At 69.2% G+C, this 17,190-nt stretch carries 16 protein-coding genes; 8 read left to right on the top strand and 8 right to left on the bottom strand.

The genetic code is table 11. The features are described 5' to 3' along the window. Window positions 1-383: 383 nt before the first annotated feature. Window positions 384-1,685, bottom strand: a complete 1,302-nt coding sequence (locus tag M9979_RS16995) for a hemolysin family protein (protein ID WP_254290646.1) — start codon at window positions 1,683-1,685, stop codon at window positions 384-386. Window positions 1,686-1,839: 154 nt separating this feature from the next. Here M9979_RS16995 and M9979_RS16990 point away from each other — a divergent pair, with 154 nt between their 5' ends. After that, window positions 1,840-2,511 carry a YiaD family glycine zipper/OmpA-like lipoprotein gene (locus M9979_RS16990; protein ID WP_254290644.1) on the top strand — a complete coding sequence of 224 codons (672 nt, stop codon included), beginning with the start codon at window positions 1,840-1,842 and terminating at the stop codon, window positions 2,509-2,511. A gap of 316 nt (window positions 2,512-2,827) precedes the next feature. Here M9979_RS16990 and M9979_RS16985 read toward each other — a convergent pair whose 3' ends face one another. Both M9979_RS16985 and M9979_RS16980 read right to left on the bottom strand, forming a co-directional pair. After that, window positions 2,828-3,256, bottom strand: coding sequence for a nucleoside deaminase (locus M9979_RS16985; RefSeq protein WP_254290658.1), 429 nt, complete (start codon window positions 3,254-3,256; stop codon window positions 2,828-2,830). Between the two features lie 59 nt (window positions 3,257-3,315). Further along, a complete protein-coding gene (locus M9979_RS16980) occupies window positions 3,316-3,525 on the bottom strand; it encodes a hypothetical protein (protein ID WP_254290642.1) in 210 nt (69 codons plus the stop codon). Window positions 3,526-3,680: 155 nt separating this feature from the next. Here M9979_RS16980 and rpmB point away from each other — a divergent pair, with 155 nt between their 5' ends. After that, window positions 3,681-3,980 (top strand): 50S ribosomal protein L28, encoded by a 300-nt coding sequence (gene rpmB / locus M9979_RS16975; protein WP_254290640.1) that lies wholly within the window; start codon window positions 3,681-3,683, stop codon window positions 3,978-3,980. A 209-nt stretch (window positions 3,981-4,189) separates the two neighbouring features. On the opposite strand, the gene M9979_RS16970 is transcribed toward rpmB, so the two are convergent. Next, on the bottom strand, window positions 4,190-5,197 hold the full coding sequence (locus M9979_RS16970) for an esterase-like activity of phytase family protein (protein ID WP_254290632.1): 1,008 nt from the start codon (window positions 5,195-5,197) through the stop codon (window positions 4,190-4,192). Window positions 5,198-5,362: 165 nt separating this feature from the next. On the opposite strand from M9979_RS16970, the gene M9979_RS16965 reads away from it, so the two are divergent. Next, window positions 5,363-5,734 (top strand): glycine zipper 2TM domain-containing protein, encoded by a 372-nt coding sequence (locus tag M9979_RS16965; protein WP_254290631.1) that lies wholly within the window; start codon window positions 5,363-5,365, stop codon window positions 5,732-5,734. A gap of 342 nt (window positions 5,735-6,076) precedes the next feature. On the opposite strand, the gene phbB is transcribed toward M9979_RS16965, so the two are convergent. The 4 genes from phbB to M9979_RS16945 all read right to left on the bottom strand — a co-directional run bounded on the left by phbB (window position 6,077) and on the right by M9979_RS16945 (window position 12,117). Next, window positions 6,077-6,799: an acetoacetyl-CoA reductase gene (phbB, locus tag M9979_RS16960; RefSeq protein WP_254290623.1), complete on the bottom strand. Its 723-nt coding sequence runs from the start codon at window positions 6,797-6,799 to the stop codon at window positions 6,077-6,079. An 85-nt stretch (window positions 6,800-6,884) separates the two neighbouring features. After that, a complete protein-coding gene (gene hemH, locus M9979_RS16955) occupies window positions 6,885-7,886 on the bottom strand; it encodes a ferrochelatase (RefSeq protein WP_254290607.1) in 1,002 nt (333 codons plus the stop codon). Further along, a complete protein-coding gene (locus tag M9979_RS16950) occupies window positions 7,883-10,084 on the bottom strand; it encodes a xanthine dehydrogenase family protein molybdopterin-binding subunit (protein WP_254290606.1) in 2,202 nt (733 codons plus the stop codon). The genes hemH and M9979_RS16950 overlap by 4 nt, the downstream gene beginning before the upstream one ends. A gap of 344 nt (window positions 10,085-10,428) precedes the next feature. Further along, on the bottom strand, window positions 10,429-12,117 hold the full coding sequence (locus tag M9979_RS16945; protein WP_254290604.1) for a class I adenylate-forming enzyme family protein: 1,689 nt from the start codon (window positions 12,115-12,117) through the stop codon (window positions 10,429-10,431). Window positions 12,118-12,183: 66 nt separating this feature from the next. Between M9979_RS16945 and lgt the strand changes: the two genes are divergently transcribed. The 5 genes from lgt (at window position 12,184) to M9979_RS16920 (ending at window position 17,010) form a co-directional block, all read left to right on the top strand. Further along, complete coding sequence (gene lgt / locus M9979_RS16940) at window positions 12,184-13,104, top strand: prolipoprotein diacylglyceryl transferase (protein ID WP_422922354.1); 921 nt, start codon at window positions 12,184-12,186, stop codon at window positions 13,102-13,104. Window positions 13,105-13,321: 217 nt separating this feature from the next. Next, entirely contained in the window at window positions 13,322-14,308 is a 987-nt protein-coding gene (locus M9979_RS16935; RefSeq protein ID WP_254290654.1) for a class I SAM-dependent methyltransferase, read from the top strand. Continuing rightward, entirely contained in the window at window positions 14,305-14,814 is a 510-nt protein-coding gene (locus M9979_RS16930) for a GNAT family N-acetyltransferase (RefSeq protein ID WP_254290602.1), read from the top strand. Before M9979_RS16935 ends, M9979_RS16930 begins: the two co-directional genes overlap by 4 nt. Beyond that, the gene (gene pgeF / locus M9979_RS16925; protein WP_254290596.1) at window positions 14,811-15,572 is read left to right on the top strand and encodes a peptidoglycan editing factor PgeF; all 762 of its coding nucleotides are present in this window, start codon (window positions 14,811-14,813) and stop codon (window positions 15,570-15,572) included. The genes M9979_RS16930 and pgeF overlap by 4 nt, the downstream gene beginning before the upstream one ends. 136 nt (window positions 15,573-15,708) lie before the next feature. Beyond that, window positions 15,709-17,010: a cystathionine gamma-synthase family protein gene (locus tag M9979_RS16920; protein WP_254290595.1), complete on the top strand. Its 1,302-nt coding sequence runs from the start codon at window positions 15,709-15,711 to the stop codon at window positions 17,008-17,010. The last annotated feature ends 180 nt before the right edge of the window (window positions 17,011-17,190 follow it).

The following is a 17,190-nucleotide window of genomic DNA, read 5'->3' as shown; positions in this document are numbered from 1 at the left end:
GCGATCCGCTCCCACTGCGCATCGGAAAACCAGAAGAAATCCGCCATTTCACTACCTCCTCACAAAGGTAGTGAATCACCATCAGGCATCCAACGGAAGCCGGTTATTGGGTCCGGACCCTAGAGTCGAACTCGATCACTTCTGGTCGCCCGCACCCTTCGCCGCCTTCGGCGGCTTTTCCCTCTCCCGTCGGGAGAGGGAGGGAGCAGCGAAGCTGCGGAGGGGTGAGGGTGACCACGCCTGATGGGATTCGAGTCTAAGGCCGATGGCAAGGGCCGATGGCGCGGCGGGCGCAACACCTCTGCGCCTCTGCGCGCACAAACCTTTTTGTCTTAGCCAACAGCGAACGGACGACCGTGGAATCGCCCTGACGGCGCGAGACCTTAAGCCTCGCTGACGAGCAATTTGTCGATGCGGCGGCCGTCGAGGTCGACGACCTCGAACCGCCAGCCCTGTTCCTCGAAGCTCTCGCCTTCGGCGGGCAGGTGGCGGAAGGCGGCGAGCGCCAGCCCCGCGACGGTCGCGTAATCGCGGTCCTCGGGCAGGTCGATGCCGAGCCGTTCGGCGAGCGCATCCGCCGCCATCGTGCCCGCGACCAGCAGCGATCCGTCGTCGCGCACCACGACCGAGGGCGCCTCGTCGGGATCGGCGTCGCTGGCGAATTCGCCGGCGATCGCGGCGAGCAGGTCGGCGGGGGTCACGATCCCTTCGAAATGGCCGTATTCGTCGTGGATCAGCGCCATCGGCACCTCCGCTGCACGCAGCGCGATCAGCGCGTCCATCGCGTCGATGCGGTCGATCACGACGGGCGCCTTGCGCATCAGGACCTTGAGGTCGAGCGGCTGCCCGCGGAACAGCGCGGCGGCGATGTCGCGCGCCTGCACGACGCCGATCACCGCATCGACCGAACCGTCGGCGACCGGCAGGCGGGTGTGCGGGGTGCTGAGCAGCGTGTCGCGGATCCCCTCCGGCCCCAGATTGCAGTCGAGCCAGTCGACCTCCGTCCGCGGCGTCATCACCTCGCGCACCGGCCGGTCGGCGAGGCGGACGACGCCGGAGATGATCGTCCGTTCATGCTCCTCGATCACGCCCGACTTGCTCGCTTCGGCGACGATCAGGTGCAGCTCCTCCGCGGTCACCTGATCCTCCGATTCGCGGTTGAGGCCGAGCACACGGAAGATCACCGCGCTGGTCGAATCGAGAACCCAGACGATCGGCGCGGTGCCGATCGCCAGCCAGCGCATCGGCAGCGCCATGATCGCCGCGATCGGTTCGGGCTTGCGCAGCGCGAACTGCTTGGGGACCAACTCGCCGATGACGAGCGAGGCGAAGGTGGTCAGCCCGATGACGACCGCGAAGCCGACCGTCTGCGCGGTTTCCGCCGACAGGCCGAGCGCCTGCAGTCGCAATCCCGTCGGCTGGCCGAGGCTCGACCCCGAATAGGCGCCGGCGAGCACGCCGATCAGCGTGATGCCGATCTGCACGGTCGACAGGAACTTGCCCGGATCGGCGGCGAGCAGCAGCGCCGAACGCGCGCCCTTGCTCCCCGCGCGTGCCATCGCCTCCAGCCGCGCCTTGCGCGCCGAGACGATCGCCAGCTCGCTCATCGCGAACACGCCGTTGAGCGCGACGAGCGCGAGGATGATGAGGACATCGATCCAGGGGAAGGGCGGAAGCGGTGCCATCGGCGTGGGGCCGTCTTTGCCGCACAAGTCGCGCGACGACAACTGTCTGTCTTGGGGTAGAGCGAATATCCCCGTCAGGACCGGTTCAGATCGCAAGCGGAACAAGCCGCTTCGGACCTGAGTTTACCTGCCAGTGATCTACGAAAGGGATGTCATGAAATCCAAGTTTCTCGCCGCCGCCGCGCTCGCCGCGCTGGTCACCACCAGCGCCTGCACCACCGATCCGGAGACGGGCGAGCGTCGCATCTCCAAGACCGCGATCGGCGGCATCGGCGGCGCCTTGGGCGGCTATCTGCTCGGCGACCTCGTCGGCGGACGGCGCGACCGGACCGAGAAGATCCTGGGCGCGGGCATCGGCGGCCTCGCGGGTGCCGGCATCGGCGCGTACATGGACAAGCAGGAGCGCGACCTGCGCGCGCGTACCGCCGGCACCGACGTGCAGGTGACGCGCGAGGGCGACAATCTGGTGCTCAACATCCCGTCGGGCATCACCTTCGCCTATGACAGCGCCGACGTGCAGCCGCAGTTCCGCCGCACGCTCGACCAGGTCGCCGAGACGCTGGCGCAGTACAACCAGACCTATATCGACGTGTACGGCCATACCGATTCGACCGGCTCCGATGCGTACAACCAGGCGCTGTCGCAGCGCCGCGCGGTATCGGTGGCGGACTATCTCGCCGGCCGCGGCGTGCAGCCGGCCCGGATCGGCACGCGCGGCTTCGGCGAGACGCAGCCGATCGCGTCGAACGACACCGATGCGGGGCGCGCGGCGAATCGGCGCGTCGAGGTGAAGATCGTGCCGATCTCGCAGAGCGACCTGCGCTGATTTTTTCGGTGTTATCCGCCGCCTCGGTCTTCGGGTCGGGGCGGCTTTTTTTGATTCACGCGAAGACGCGAAGACGCGAAGATTTTTTGTTCACGCGGAGACGCGGAGGCGCGGAGAAGAAGAAGAAGAAGGTTTGGCGCGCGGAGGCGCAGAGAGCGCAGAGGGCTGATAGGCGACCGCCGCGATAGCGGCTCTCGACACGTCGCTTCGTTGGTTAGCAAGGCGCTTCGCGCCGGGCGAAACCCCTCCGCGTCTCCGCGTGAACCACCTTCTTCTACTTCGCGTCTTCGCGCCTTCGCGTGAACACCAATCTTCTTCAACGCCGCTCGCGAAAGAAATCGCGCAGGAGCGACGCCGCCTCGGCCTCGCCGATGCCGGCATAGACCTCCGGCCGGTGGTGCACCGTCGGTTGGCCGAACAGCCGCGGGCCGTGTTCGATCGCGCCGCCCTTGGGATCGCCGGCGGCGTAATACAGGCGGGCGATGCGGGCGTGCGCGATGGCGCCGGCGCACATCGCGCAGGGCTCCAGCGTCACCCACAGGTCGGCGCCCTCAAGCCGGTCGCGGCCGAGCGTTTCCGCAGCGGCGCGAATCACCCGCATCTCGGCATGCGCGGTCGGGTCGCACAGCGCGCGCGGCGCATTGGCGGCGACCGCGATCACCGTGCCGTCGAGCACCAAAGCAGCACCGACCGGCACCTCGCCGGCCCGCGCCGCCTCCGCCGCGGCGTCGAGCGCGCGGCGCATCGGGATCGGCAGGGGGAACATCGCGTCGTCCCCTGCCGCGCGAATCGGCCCGGGTAAAGCTATTGGGCGTTGCCGGGCTTTTCGACGTTGACCGTGGGGACGTCGACCGTCTTCGTCTCGGTACCGACGCTGACGCGCGCGACGTCCGCCTTGAACTGCGGCGCCTGCACCACGGCGGGGCGGGTCTGGTCGATGTTGACGAGGCCGAAATACATCAGCGCCACGACGACGAGGGCGATGACCCCGATCAGTGCCAGCAACGTGCGCATGCCTTCATCCCCTGTCCATGACCTTTACGATGGCGTAACAACGCCGCGTCGCCGAGTCCGTTGCATGACGCGATTCCCCGCCGGTGGTTGACGCAACAGCGCAGAGCCGCTAGTGGCGCCGGCTTTCCGGGCAACCGAATTCAGGATTAAAAGCCATGTCGCGCATTTGCGAGCTGACCGGCAAGGGCCGGCAGGTGGGGAACAACGTTTCCCACGCCAACAACAAGACCAAGCGCACGTTCCTGCCGAATCTGCAGAACGTCACGCTGATGTCCGATTCGCTCGAGAAGAGCGTGCGTCTGCGCGTGTCGACGCACGGCCTGCGCTCGGTCGAGCACAATGGCGGTCTCGACAACTGGCTGGTCAAGACCGGCGAGGACAAGCTGTCGCTGCGCTGCCGTCGCCTGAAGCGCGAGATCGTCAAGAAGCTGTCGGCGACCAGCGAAGCCGCGTAAGCGCGCATTCGCGAAAGCCGGGGTGCCAAGGCCCGCTGCTCCATGGGAGCGGCGGGCTTTTGGCGTTGGTACATTTCTCCCGTTCGTGCTGAGCCTGTCGAAGCACCGCGCACCACAAACGACGCGCTTGCGGTCAGCAGCCCTTCGACAGGCTCAGGGCGAACGGTGTGGGTGGGGGCGGTAGACCAACAAGCCCGACCGCCGACGCGTCAATCCAGCCGGAACTTGAGCAGCAGCGTGCGCTGCAGCAGCGACTGGTTGTCGTCCGACACCAGCCAGACGATCGTCGCGCCATTCTCGATCGTCGTCGCGAGCCCCTCGAAATTGTCGTGGATCAGCGGCGCGTCGAGCGTCGCGAGCAGCCGTCCACGCACCGCCGCGCCCTGCCGGATCGCCGCGGCAGGGATGAGCGACAGGCGGTTGCTGAACCGGTACGGCACCCGGAACGCGCGATCGAGCACCAGCACGTCGCCGTTGGGCAGCGCGGTCGCGTCGGCGGGGTCGTAGCGGCCGTAGGGCAGATAGGCCCAGTGCACCGGCGCGGTCGTGATCGGATCGCCCGGGAAGAGCAAAGCATCGCGGCTCGCCAGCCGATCCGCCTCGCTCCCCCGCCAGCGCTGCCGCGGGACGTGGCGTTCCTCGCCGATCGTCAGGAAGCGGCCGTCGGGCAGCAGCGCGAGCGATTCGGGGCCGCCATTGTCGGGCCATCCCGCCATCGCGCGCGGCTGCCGCTGCGCCTCGGCGCGCACGAAGCCCGGGGCGTAGCGCCAGATCGCGTTATAGCCTTCGTACCCCACCCAGACCCGTCCCGACGTCGGATCGACGGCCAGCGATTCGCTGTCGCGATCGCGCTTGTCCCAGCCGATGCCGGGGCCGGCGGGCAGGTTGAGGAAAGCGAGCGCCCGCGGCTGCCAGTCCGCGCCCATCGTGAAGGCGACGACATTGCCGCCGTCGCTCAGCATCGTGAAGCGGTTGCCGTCGGCGCGCTGCGCGACGTGCAGCGCCGAATAGCCGCCGAACGCCGGATCGATGCTGCGCAGCGCCACCCCGCCCAGATAGGTGAGCCGGCCGAGCCTGACGTGGCGCGGATCGGCGGGGTCGAGATCGACGCGCGTCGCCACCATCTGCGGCTTGCTCCCGAGCAGCGCCAGCCGCTCCTCGCCGGTCCAGCCGGGGACGATCAGCAGCACCGCGAGGATGACGAACAGGACGCGCATGCCCGCCTCATAGGGGGCGGCGGGCGCAGCGATACCCTGAACGCGCGATAACGGACGCATTCAGGGTCCGCTCAAGGCGAATCGGCCAAATGCCGTCCATCGACGACGGACAGGTCCTCCACCGGGCCGCCGCCGACCGAAACGGATTTTGACGGGAGAAGACCCATGCTGAAGACCCTGAGCCTCGCCGGTGCCGCGCTCGCGATGACCGCCACCGCCCTCGTCCCCGTGACGCCCGCCGCCGCGCAGCGCGGCTATTACGGTGGTGGTTACGAGCGTGGCTACGATCGCGGCTATCGCGGCGACCGGGTCTATCGCGGCGACCGCGGCTATTACCGGGATCGCGGCTATCGCGGCGGCCGCCGCTGCAACGACGGGAGCACCGGCACGATCGTCGGCGCGATCGCCGGCGGGTTGCTCGGTCGTACGATCGACACGCGTGGCGACCGTACGCTGGGGACGCTGGGCGGTGCCGTCGCCGGTGGCCTCGCGGGGCGCGCGATCGAGCGTTCGGATCGTCCCGGTTACTGCCGCTGATCCGGCAGCGACGAGCCCCCGCGTAAAGTGATGGGGGCGGAGGCCCGGTCGCCGGAAGGCGGCCGGGCTTTTGTGCGGCGGCGGGTCGGCTCGAAGACCAATTGGTCTTCGAGTTTAGGGCGGCAACATCTCCGCCGTTCGTGCTGAGCCTGTCGAAGTACGATGAGTCTCACCTGCCCTTCGACAGGCTCAGGGCGAACGGTGGGAGGCGTTGCTATCCGGAACACGGACGCCGGCAAAGCCGTCGTCGGACGGGTTCGCCCCGGTCGGGGCGACCCGCCGGCCGTGCCGGGCGATGCGCGCCGCGCACCGGCGCGGACGTTCCTTCCGCGCCTTCGCCCGTCAGTACATGTGCTGCCCACCATTCAGGCTCAGCGTCGATCCGGTGACGAAGCCCGCTTCCTCCGAGCACAGGAATGCCACGCCGCGCGCGATCTCGCTGGCCTGGCCGAGGCGGCCGACGGGAATCTTCGCGACGATCTTCTCCAGCACGTCGGCGGGGACCGCGGCGACCATGTCGGTGTCGATATAGCCCGGTGCGATCGCGTTGACCGTCACGCCGGCGCGCGCGCCCTCCTGCGCCAGCGCCTTGGTGAAGCCGTGGATGCCCGATTTCGCCGCGGCGTAATTGACCTGGCCATATTGGCCCGCCTGGCCGTTGATCGAACCGATGTTGACGATCCGCCCCCATTTGCGCTCCCGCATCCCGGGGAAGGTCGCCTTCGCCATGTTGAAGCAGCCGCCCAGATTGGTGTCGATCACCTCTTTCCACTGCTGGTAGGTCAGCTTCAGGATCGTGCCGTCGCGGGTGATGCCGGCGTTGTTGACGACGATGTCGACCGGCCCCAGTTCGGCGGCGACCTTGGCGCAGCCTTCCTGACAGGCATCGAAATCGGCGACGTCCCATTTGTACGCGGCGATGCCGGTGCGTTCGGAGAACTCGCGCGCGCGTTCGTCGTTACCCGCGTAACTGGCGGCGACGGTGACGCCCGCGTCCTTGAGCGCGAGGCTGATCGCCTCGCCGATTCCACGCGTACCACCGGTGACGATCGCTACTCTGGCCATGAAACCTCTCCCGTTCGACTTTGATGCGGAGGCTAGGGGCCGCTCCCGGACCTGGCAATGGCCGTAGCGTCATTTGCACATTTCGTTACGCCACCCACCCCATCAGCTCGCGCCCGATCAGGTCGCGCAGCATCGCCATGCCGGGCCCTGAATCGTTGAGGCAGGGCAGATAGGCGAAGTCGGTCCCGCCCGCGCCGACGAAGCTGTCGCGCCCGCGGATCGCCAGTTCCTCCAGCGTTTCCAGACAATCGGCGGAAAAGCCCGGCGCGATCACCGCGACCTTGCGCACGCCCCTGGCGGGCAGCGCCTCCAGCGTCGCGTCGGTCGCCGGCCCCAGCCATTTCGCCGGCCCGAATCGCGACTGGAAGGCGACGATCAGCTCGCGGCCCATCGCCTGCGCCAGCAAGCGCGCGGTCTTCTGGCAATGGCAGTGATAGGGATCGCCGAGTTCCAGCGTCCGCTTGGGCATGCCGTGGAAGCTGCACAGGATCGCATCGGGCACGAAATCGAGGCCCGCGAGCTGCGATTCGACGTTCGCCTTCAGCGCGCCGATATAGGCGGGATCGTCGTGATAGGGCGGCAGGGTGCGGATCGCCGGCTGCCAGCGCATGGCCGCGAGCGCGGCGAACGCCTTGTCGTTGGCGGTCGCGGTCGTCGCCGCGCAATATTGTGGATAGAGCGGCGCGATCAGGATACGTTCGCAGCCGGCGTCCTTCATCGCGGTCAGCCGGTCGGCAATCGCCGGATTGCCATAGCGCATCGCGTAATCGACGATCACGTCGGGCCCGAACGCCCCCTGTAGCGCCGCGCTCTGGCGCCGCGTGATCGCGGCGAGCGGCGAGCCCTCCTCGCTCCAGACGAGGCCGTACGCATGCGCCGACTTCTTCGGCCGGGTGTTGAGGATGATGCCGCGCAGGATCGGCTGCCAGGCGAGTCGAGGGATCTCGACGACGCGGCGGTCGGACAGGAATTCGCCGAGATAGCGTTTCACCGCCCTGGCGTCGGGCGCATCGGGGGTGCCGAGGTTGGTCAGCAGCACGCCGATTTTGCGTGGCGGGATAAGGGGATGGTCGGCGGGTGGGGTCATGCCCCCGGCCTTAGCGGCAGGTGACGCAGCCGCATACCGCTCGCGGCGTGCAGCGCGTTGGCGATCGCCGGCGCGACCGCTGGCACGCCGAGCTCGCCCACCCCGCCCGGCGGCTCGTCGGAGGGGACGAACTGGACGATGATGTCGGGCGTATCGGCGAGCCGCGGCAGGTGCAGTCCGGCAAAGCCGCGCGCGTCGGTGCGCCCTTCGCTCACCCCGGTCGAGGCGCCGAGCGCGTGGGCGAGGCCGAAGATCAGCCCGCCCTCGATCTGTTGCAGCGCCAGATCGGGGTTGATCGTCCGCCCGCAATCGACCGCGGCGACCAGCCGCTCGACGCGCGGGATGCCGCCCTCGCCCATCTCCGCCTCGGCGAGCACCGCGATATGGCTGCCGCGGACGCTGTGGCAGGCGATGCCCTGCCCCGTCCCCGGCGCGCCGCCGTCCCAGCCGCCCAGGGCAGCGACGGTGGTCAGGCAGCGCGCCAGCCGCGCGTCGCCGCCGAGCATGCCGATCCGGTACGACAAAGGCTCGGTGCCGGCGACGCGCGCCAGCTCGTCGAGGAAACATTCGGTGAAGAAACAGGTGTAGCCGTGCGCCCCGCCGCGCAGGTGGCCGGTCGGCACGCCGATGTCGGCGACATGGTGGTCGATCGCGAGCGCCGGGATGCGATAGGGCGGCAATGCGCCGGCCACCGCATAGGGGTCCTTCGCGCCGGTCAACAGCCCCGCACCGGGCAGCAACCGGCGGGCGAGAGCATGGCCCGTGGCGGGCGCGGCGATCCGCGCGTCCCATGCGGCGATCGCGCCGTTGCTCGACAGCCGCGCACGCATCCGCGCCTTTGCGGGCGGGCGGAAGCGGTCGTGGCGGACGTCCTCGCCGCGCGACCAGACGAGGTTGACCGGGCGCTTCAACCGCATCGCGAGCAGCGCCGCCTGTTCGGCGACCAGCGGTTCGAGCGTCGCACCAAAGCCGCCGCCGCCCAGCGTCGGGTGGACGACCACCGCACCCTCGCTCACCCCCGCCGCCTTCGCCGCCGCACGGCGCGCCGCGGCGGGCGCGGCGGTCGGCATCCAGATTTCGAGCCGCCCGTCGCGGAAGGCGGCGGCGGCGCATTGCGTCTCCAGCGCGGCATGGACGCCAAGGCCGGTGCCATAGTCCGCGGTGACGACTCCCCCGCCCTCCAGCAGCGTGCCGATGTCGCCGACCGCCGCCATCCGCACGCCCGGCCGCTCGAGCGCGGCGTCGAGGCTGCGCGCGATGCTCGCGCTGTCGACCAAGGGGCCGTCCATGGCGAATTTGGGGGCCAATGCGTCGAGCGCGCGATTCGCCGCCCACCACGTCGTCGCCACCGCCGCGACCCAGCCGGGGTTGGTCACCACCGCGAGCACGCCGCGGATGCGATCCGCCGCGGCACGGTCGACGGAGACCAGCCGCGCGTCGCCGATCGGGCCCTGCCGGATCGCAGCATGGACCATGTCGGGCAGGCGGATGTCGCCGGCGAACCCGGCCGATCCGTCGACCTTGGCGGGCACGTCGATCCGCGGCAGCGACCGGCCGACCAGCTTGCCCGCCCCCTGCACGCCGATCGGCAACGGATCGGGCACCGTCTCGCCCGCCGCCGCGGCGGCGAGCTCGGCGAAGCGCAGCCGCTGGTCGCCATGCCGCACGAACCCCGCCTCGACCGTGCAATCGGTCCAAGCGACGTTCCAGCGCCGCGCCGCCGCCTTGCACAGCAGCGCGCGCGCCGCCGCGCCGGCGGTGCGGCAATCGTCCTCGAACATCCGCACCGAGGTCGATCCGCCGGTCAGCATCATCCCCGCGCGCGCCGCGAAATCCTGTTCCAGCGCCTCCGGCAGGCGCGACAGCGTGCCCTCGAACAGCTCGTCGAGCGCGAGCGGATTGGCGTAGAGCGGGTTCGCCGGCGCCGCCTCCACGCCCACGGTGCGCCAGTCGGCGCCGAGTTCGTCGGCGACGATCTGCGCCAGCGCGGTATAGACGCCCTGCCCATGCTCCAGCTGCGGCACCGCCACGGTGACGTGCCCGTCGTCGCCGATTTTCAGCCACGCGCCGAACGCCGTCTCCCCCGGCGCGACGGCGAGGTTCGGCGCATAATGCCGCGGCCACAGCCCCCACGCCACGACCAGCCCGACGCCCGCGCCGCCGCCAATCAGGACCTTGCGTCGATCGAGCGTCTTCATCCGCGTCGGCTTATCCGGCGTGCGAGGGTGTTGAAAGGATTTGGTTCACGCGAAGACGCGAAGGCGCGAAGACGTAGAGGTTCACGCGGAGGCGCGGAGGCGCGGAGAAGAAAGGTGGGTTCGCGCAGAGGCGCAGTGAGCGCAGAGATGTCGTGCCTGGCGCGGAGCGCCTGCTCCCGTCATTGGCGTGGCAGCATGAGCGATGCCGCTGGCGCGGCCTCTCTGCGTCCTCTGCGCCTCTGCGCCTCTGCGCGCATAACCTTTTTCTTCTCCGCGCCTCCGCGCCTCCGCGCCTCCGCGTGAACAAACCTCTTCGCGTCTTCGCGCCTTCGCGTGAACCCCGATCAAGCCGCCGTAGCGAGCGCGCGATAGGTGTTGCGCAACGCAACTTTGTCGATCTTCTCGGTCCCCAATCGCGGCAGCGCCACGGACGATATCCAGATCCGCGCCGGCACCTTGAACGCGGCGATATGCTCGGCGAGGAACGCCTGCAACGCGCCCTCGGTCAGGTCGACGCCGTCGCGGGCATGGACCACCGCGCCCGGGATCTCGCCGAACCGTTCGTCGGCGAGGCCGAACACCGCCGCCTCCGCCACGCCCGGATGCGCGTAGAGCGCCGCCTCGACCTCCTGGCAGCTGATGTTCTCGCCGCCGCGGATGATGATGTCCTTCTTGCGGTCGACGATGAACAGGTAACCGTCCGCGTCGAGATAGCCGAGGTCGCCGGTGCGGAAGAAACCGTCCGCAGTCATGCAGGCCGCGGTCGCCTCCGGCCGGTTCCAATAGCCGAGGAAGTTGCAGATCGTGCGGATGCCGATTTCGCCGCGCTCGCCCTGCGCCAGCGCACGACCGGCATCATCGAGGATCGCGATCTCGACCAGCGGCACCGAGGGCCGTCCGGCGCTGTCGGGCTTGGCGAGATAGTTGGTCCGCCAGTTGCCGGTGCCGACCGCATTGGTTTCGGTCAGGCCGTAGCCGATCAGCGGCGCGCCGCCGCCCATCTCGGCATCGAGCCGGCGGACATGCTCGACCGGGCGCGGCGCGCCGCCGGCGGCGAAGTCGGTGACGCTCGACAGGTCGTAATCGCCGCGATCGGGATGGGTCAGCATCTCGAAGCTCATCAGCGGCACGCCGACGAAATAGCTGATCCGTTCGGCCTCGATCAGCCGCATCGCCTCCTTCGCATCCCATTTCGGCATCAGGACCAGCTTGCGCCCCATCGCGAAGCTTTGCAGCATCACCGGAATCTCGGCGGTGACGTGGAACAGCGGCAGCGTGAGCAGGGCCGAGGGCTGTTCGGTCGGCGGATTGCCGTCCTGGCTCACGATGCCGAGCATCATCAGCGCCTGCGCCAGATAGTTGAAGACGCCCTGCACCACGCCGCGATGGTCGGCGAGCGCGCCCTTCGACTGGCCGGTCGAACCCGAGGTGAACAGGATCGTCGCATGATCGGTGGCCGCGACCGCGGGCAACGGCGCATCCGCCTGCGCGGCGGCGGTGACCGCCCCCAGCGCCTGATCGAGCGGCAGCGTGTCGTCGATCGTCACCACCGGCGTCGTGCAGTCCGCCAGCCGCTTCGCACGCGGCCCGTCGGCGAAGACCAGCGTGCAATCGACCTCGCGAATCGCCGCGTCGAGTTCCTCCGCCTGCCACCAGCCGTTGAGTAGCGTCGCGACCCCGCCCGCCATCGTCACGCCCATGTAGAGGGCGATCCACGCCGGCGAATTGCGCATCGCGATACCGACCCGGTCGCCCTTGCCGATGCCGTGGCCCGCGATCAGCGCCTGCGCGACGCGGGTCGCGGCGGCATGGACCGCGGCGAAGGTGAGCCGCTCGTCCCCGGCGACGAGGAAGGTCTTGTCGCCATGCTCCTGACAATAATGCGCAAAATAATAGGGCAGCGACGGCGGCGCGGCGGCGATCATCGGATAGCTGCGGCCGTCGCGCTCCACTTGGCTCAGCGCCAGCATGCCGCCGGGGCCGGTCAGCGCCGCCATGGTCGCGTCCATCCGCTCGTCGAGGATCGTCCGCATATTCGCTCTCCGCTTGGTCTTGTGCCTTTGCCTCACTATGCAGAGGCCGAACCCTGGGGGAAAGCCTTGATCCTGTCCTTGCTCGCCGCTGCCGCCCCCACCGCCGTGTCGGCTCTGCCGGGCACGGGCGGCGGCCATATCCGCTTCGCCGATCTGGGGCTGCACCCGGACGTCTTCTCGATCGGCTTCTTCACGCTGCGCTGGTACAGCCTCGCCTATATCGCGGGCATCCTGGTCGGCTGGTGGTATCTGCTGAAGCTGCTCGCCCAGCCGGGCGCACCGATGGCGCGGCGTCATGCCGACGACCTCGTCTTCTACGCGACATTAGGCATCATCCTCGGCGGGCGGATCGGCTACGTGCTGTTCTACGCGCCCGACATGCTGCTGCATCCCTTGCGCGTCTTCCGCCTGTGGGACGGCGGCATGAGCTTCCACGGCGGCGTGATCGGGACGTCGATCGGGATCATCCTGTTCGCCCGCAAGCACAAGCTCGACTGGCTGCGGGTGCACGATTACATCGCCTGCGTCGTGCCGTTCGGGCTGTTCTTCGGCCGGCTCGCCAATTTCGTGAACGGCGAATTGTGGGGCAAACCCGCCGACGTCCCCTGGGGAATCGTCTTCGAACGCACCGTGCCGTTCGACATGGTCGAACCCGCGCGTCACCCGAGCCAGCTGTACGAGGCCGGGCTGGAGGGGATCGTGCTGTTCGCGATCCTGTGGTTCGCCTTCTGGCGGACCAAATCGCGCTATCAGCCGGGCAAGCTCGTCGGCCTGTTCGTGCTGTTCTACGGCATCGCCCGCTTCATCGTCGAATTCTTCCGCGAACCCGACGCGCAGTTCCGCGGCACGTTCATCGAGGCGACCGGCATCCACATGGGCCAGTGGCTATGCGTGCCGATGATCGCCGGCGGCCTGTACCTGGTGCTGACCGCGCCCGGGCGGCGCACGCGGGTGGAGCCGATCGCGGGGACGCAGAGCGTGGCGTAGGCGCCACCCGTCAGCCGCATATCGTCATCCCAGCGCAAGCTGGGATCTCGTGCGGCAGGTGGAACGCTTCGATCGCAAGAGACCCCAGCTTTCGCTGGGGTGACGGTTTTGACGCTTGCACCGCCCTGCCGCCAACGGCATCCCCGCTCGCGTGACCGACACCTCCGAAGCCCCCCTCCCCGACCGCCTCGCCCGCGCGATCACGCTCGCCGGGCCGATGCCGGTGTCGCAGTTCATGGCCGCCGCCAACGCGCAATATTATGCGACGCGCGATCCGCTCGGCGCGACGGGCGACTTCGTCACCGCGCCCGAGATCAGCCAGATGTTCGGCGAGCTGATCGGCCTGTGGTGCGCCGACCTGTGGGACCGCGCCGGGCGGCCCGCCGCAGCATGGGTCGAACTGGGGCCCGGCCGCGGCACGCTCGCCGCCGATGCGTTGCGCGCGATGGCCAAGGCCGGGTTCGCGCCGCCGGTGCATTTCGTCGAGACCAGCCCGACGCTGCGCGCCGCGCAGGCGGCGCGGGTGCCGGGTGCGACGTGGCACGATTCGGTCGACACGCTGCCCGATGACGTCGCGCTGATCGTCGTCGCCAACGAATTCTTCGACGCGCTCCCCGTTCGCCAGCTGATCCGCCGCGCGGATGGCTGGCGCGAGCGGCTGGTCGCCTGTCAGGACACGTTGTTCCTGCCGATCGCCGGCAAGCCGGTGCCCGACGCGGTGATCCCCGAACCGCTGCGCGACGCGCCGGCGGGATCGGTGCTGGAGATTTCACCGGCGAGCGTCGGCGTCATGGCGGCGCTCGGCCGTCGTATCGCCGCGCAGGGCGGCGCATGCCTCGTGATCGATTACGGCTACGAAGGCCCGGCGCTCGGCGAGACGTTGCAGGCGGTGCGTGGCCACGGTTTCGCCAATCCGTTCGAGACGCCGGGCGACAACGACCTGTCGGCGCACGTCGACTTCACCACGCTCGCCGCCGCGGCGCAGCCGAGCGGCGCGGTCGCCTGGGGTCCGGTGACGCAGCGCGATCTGCTTGGGCAACTCGGCATCGACGGGCGCACCACCGCGCTCGCACGCGCGACGCCGGATCGCGCCGAGGCGCTCGCCGCCGATCGCGCACGGCTGATGGGCGAGATGGGGACGCTGTTTCGCGCACTCGCCGTGACGCACCGCGACTGGCCGACCCCCGCGGCGTTCGGCGCATGACCGCCAGCCTCCGCGCCGCCACCGTCGCCGATGCCGAGGCGATCGCCGCGACGATGGCGGATTGCTTCACCGCGACCTTCGGCCATCTCTACGATCCGGCCGATCTGGCGCAGTTCCTCAGTGAACTGACGCTGGAACGCTGGCGGGCGGAGCTCGCCGATCCTGCCTTCGCCTTCCTCATCGCAGAAGCGGACGGCGCCGCGGTCGGCTTCGCCAAGCTCGGGCCGCATTCGCTGCCCGTCACGCCGACGGGGCCGATGATCGAGCTCAGGCAATTGTACCTCACCGTCAATCAGCAGGGCAGCGGCCTCGCGCAGCGGATGATGGACTGGACAATCGCCACCGCGCGGGAACGCGGCGCGCGGGAGCTGTTCCTGTCGGTCTATGTCGACAACCATCGCGCCCGGCGCTTCTACGAACGCTATGGCTTCGCGGAGGTCGGTGCCTACACCTTCATGGTCGGCAACCACGCCGACGAGGACCATCTGATGCGGCTGCAGCTGTGACGATCGAGCCGATCCATGCGCGCAGCCTCGGCGACGTACCGCACGGCTTCCTTGGTCGCCGTGGTGGCGTGTCGGTGGGCGCAGCCGCCGGGCTGAACGTCGGGCTGGGATCGCAGGACGATCCTGCCGCGATCGCCGAGAACCGCCGCCGCGCCGCCGACGCGGTGCTGCCGGGTGCGCGGTTGGTGACGCTCTATCAGGTCCACTCCGCCGAGGCGGTGACGATCGCCGCACCGCACGACGATGCCGCCCGCCCGCATGCCGACGCGCTGGTCACCGACCGGCCGGGGCTGCTGCTCGGTATCCTCACCGCGGATTGCGCGCCGGTGCTGTTCGCCGACCGCGACGCCGGCGTCGTCGGCGCGGCACATGCCGGGTGGAAGGGCGCGCTCGGCGGCGTCACCGATGCGACGATCGCGGCGATGGAGCGATTGGGCGCGTCCCGCGCGCGGATCGTCGCAGCGATCGGCCCGTGCATCGCGCGCGCCTCCTACGAGGTCGACGACGGTTTCCTGGCGCGCTTTGCCGCAGTCGATGCCGCCAACGAGCGGTTCTTCGCGCCCGGACGTGCGGGTCATCACCAGTTCGACCTCGAAGCCTATGTCGCATCCCGTCTCGCTACGGCCGGGCTCGCTCGGGTCGAGGCGCTGGGTCGCGACACCTATGCCGAGGAGGAGCGCTTCTTCAGCTTCCGCCGCGCGACACATCGCGGCGAGGCGGATTACGGGCGGCAGATCAGTTTGATCGCCGCAGGGTAACGCATCCCCACCGTCATCCCGGCGAACGCCGGGATGACGAATTGAAGTGGATCGGCCTTCCGCCCGCCACACACAGCCGCAAATTGGTGTCATTCGATACGATCCACGTCTATGCTTCCGTCACAAGGAGACGACGATGCCCGACGAAGCAGAGATGACCGGCGTGGAGGGCGGCACCCCCGCCAAGAGCCTCGAGAAGATCGGCGATCGCAAGCTGAAGCCGTCGACGATGATGATGGGCCACGGCTTCGACCCCGCGCTGTCGGAAGGCGCGCTGAAGCCGCCGATCTTCCTCACCTCGACCTTCGTCTTCCCCAACGCCGCCGCCGGCAAGCGCCATTTCGAGGGCGTCACCGGCAAGCGGCCGGGCGGTGCCGACGGCCTCGTCTATTCGCGCTTCAACGGCCCCAACCAGGAGATCCTCGAGGATCGCCTCGCGGTGTGGGACGAGGCGGAGGACGCGCTCGCCTTCTCCAGCGGCATGTCGGCGATCGCCACCCTGTTCCTCGCGATGACCAAGCCCGGCGACACGATCGTCCACTCCGGCCCGCTGTATGCGGCGACCGAGACGCTGATCGGCCGCATCCTCGGCAAGTTCGGGGTGAAGTGGCTCGATTTCCCCGCCGGCGCGACGCGCGAAGAGATCGACGCGGTGCTGACCGAGGCATCGGCGGGCCATGTCGCGCTGATCTACCTCGAAAGCCCCGCCAATCCGACCAATGCTTTGGTCGACGTCGAGGCGGTGCGCGCCAGCCGCGATGCGATCTTCGCCGACATGGACGTGAAGCCGCCGATCGCGATCGACAACACCTTCCTCGGCCCGCTCTGGTCGCAGCCGCTGAAACACGGCGCCGACATCGTCGTCTACAGCCTCACCAAATATGCCGGCGGCCATTCCGACCTCGTCGCGGGCGGCGTGCTGGGGACGAAGGAGCACATCAACACCATCCGCTCGATGCGCAACACGATCGGCACGATCTGCGACCCCAACACCGCCTGGATGCTGCTGCGCAGCCTCGAAACGCTGGAGCTGCGGATGAGCCGCGCCGGCGAGAATGCGATCAAGGTGTGCAAGTTCCTGCGCGAACATCCCAAGGTCGACAGCATGGGTTATCTCGGCTTCATCACCGACGCGCGCCAGCAGGACATCTACGACCGCCATTGCACCGGCGCGGGTTCGACCTTCTCGCTGCTGGTCAAGGGCGGCGAGGCGGAGGCCTTCCGCTTCCTCGACGCGCTGCGCATCGCCAAGCTCGCGGTGTCGCTGGGTGGCACCGAGACGCTGGCCAGCCATCCCGCGGCGATGACGCACCTGTCGGTGCCGCAGGAGCGCAAGACCGCGCTGGGCATCACCGACAATCTCGTCCGCATCTCGATCGGCGTCGAGGATGCCGACGATCTGATCGCCGATTTCGACCAGGCGCTGGCGGCGATCTGATTTCGCGCGGAGGCGCGGAGGCGCGGAGAAGAAGGCAAGGCGTGACGCTCCACGCGATCCGTTCGCCCTCGTCTTAGTGGAATGACGTAGAGTTGGTTTGCCGCGTAGGATGCGGAGCCGGGGTGGGGGTGGCCACCCCCACCCCGGCGGCCGGCTGTCGGATCGGGTTCGTCCGGTTCC

Source organism: Sphingomonas liriopis (assembly GCF_024211255.1).
GTDB lineage: Bacteria > Pseudomonadota > Alphaproteobacteria > Sphingomonadales > Sphingomonadaceae > Sphingomonas > Sphingomonas liriopis.
This window is presented reverse-complemented; position numbering and strand designations above follow the sequence as displayed.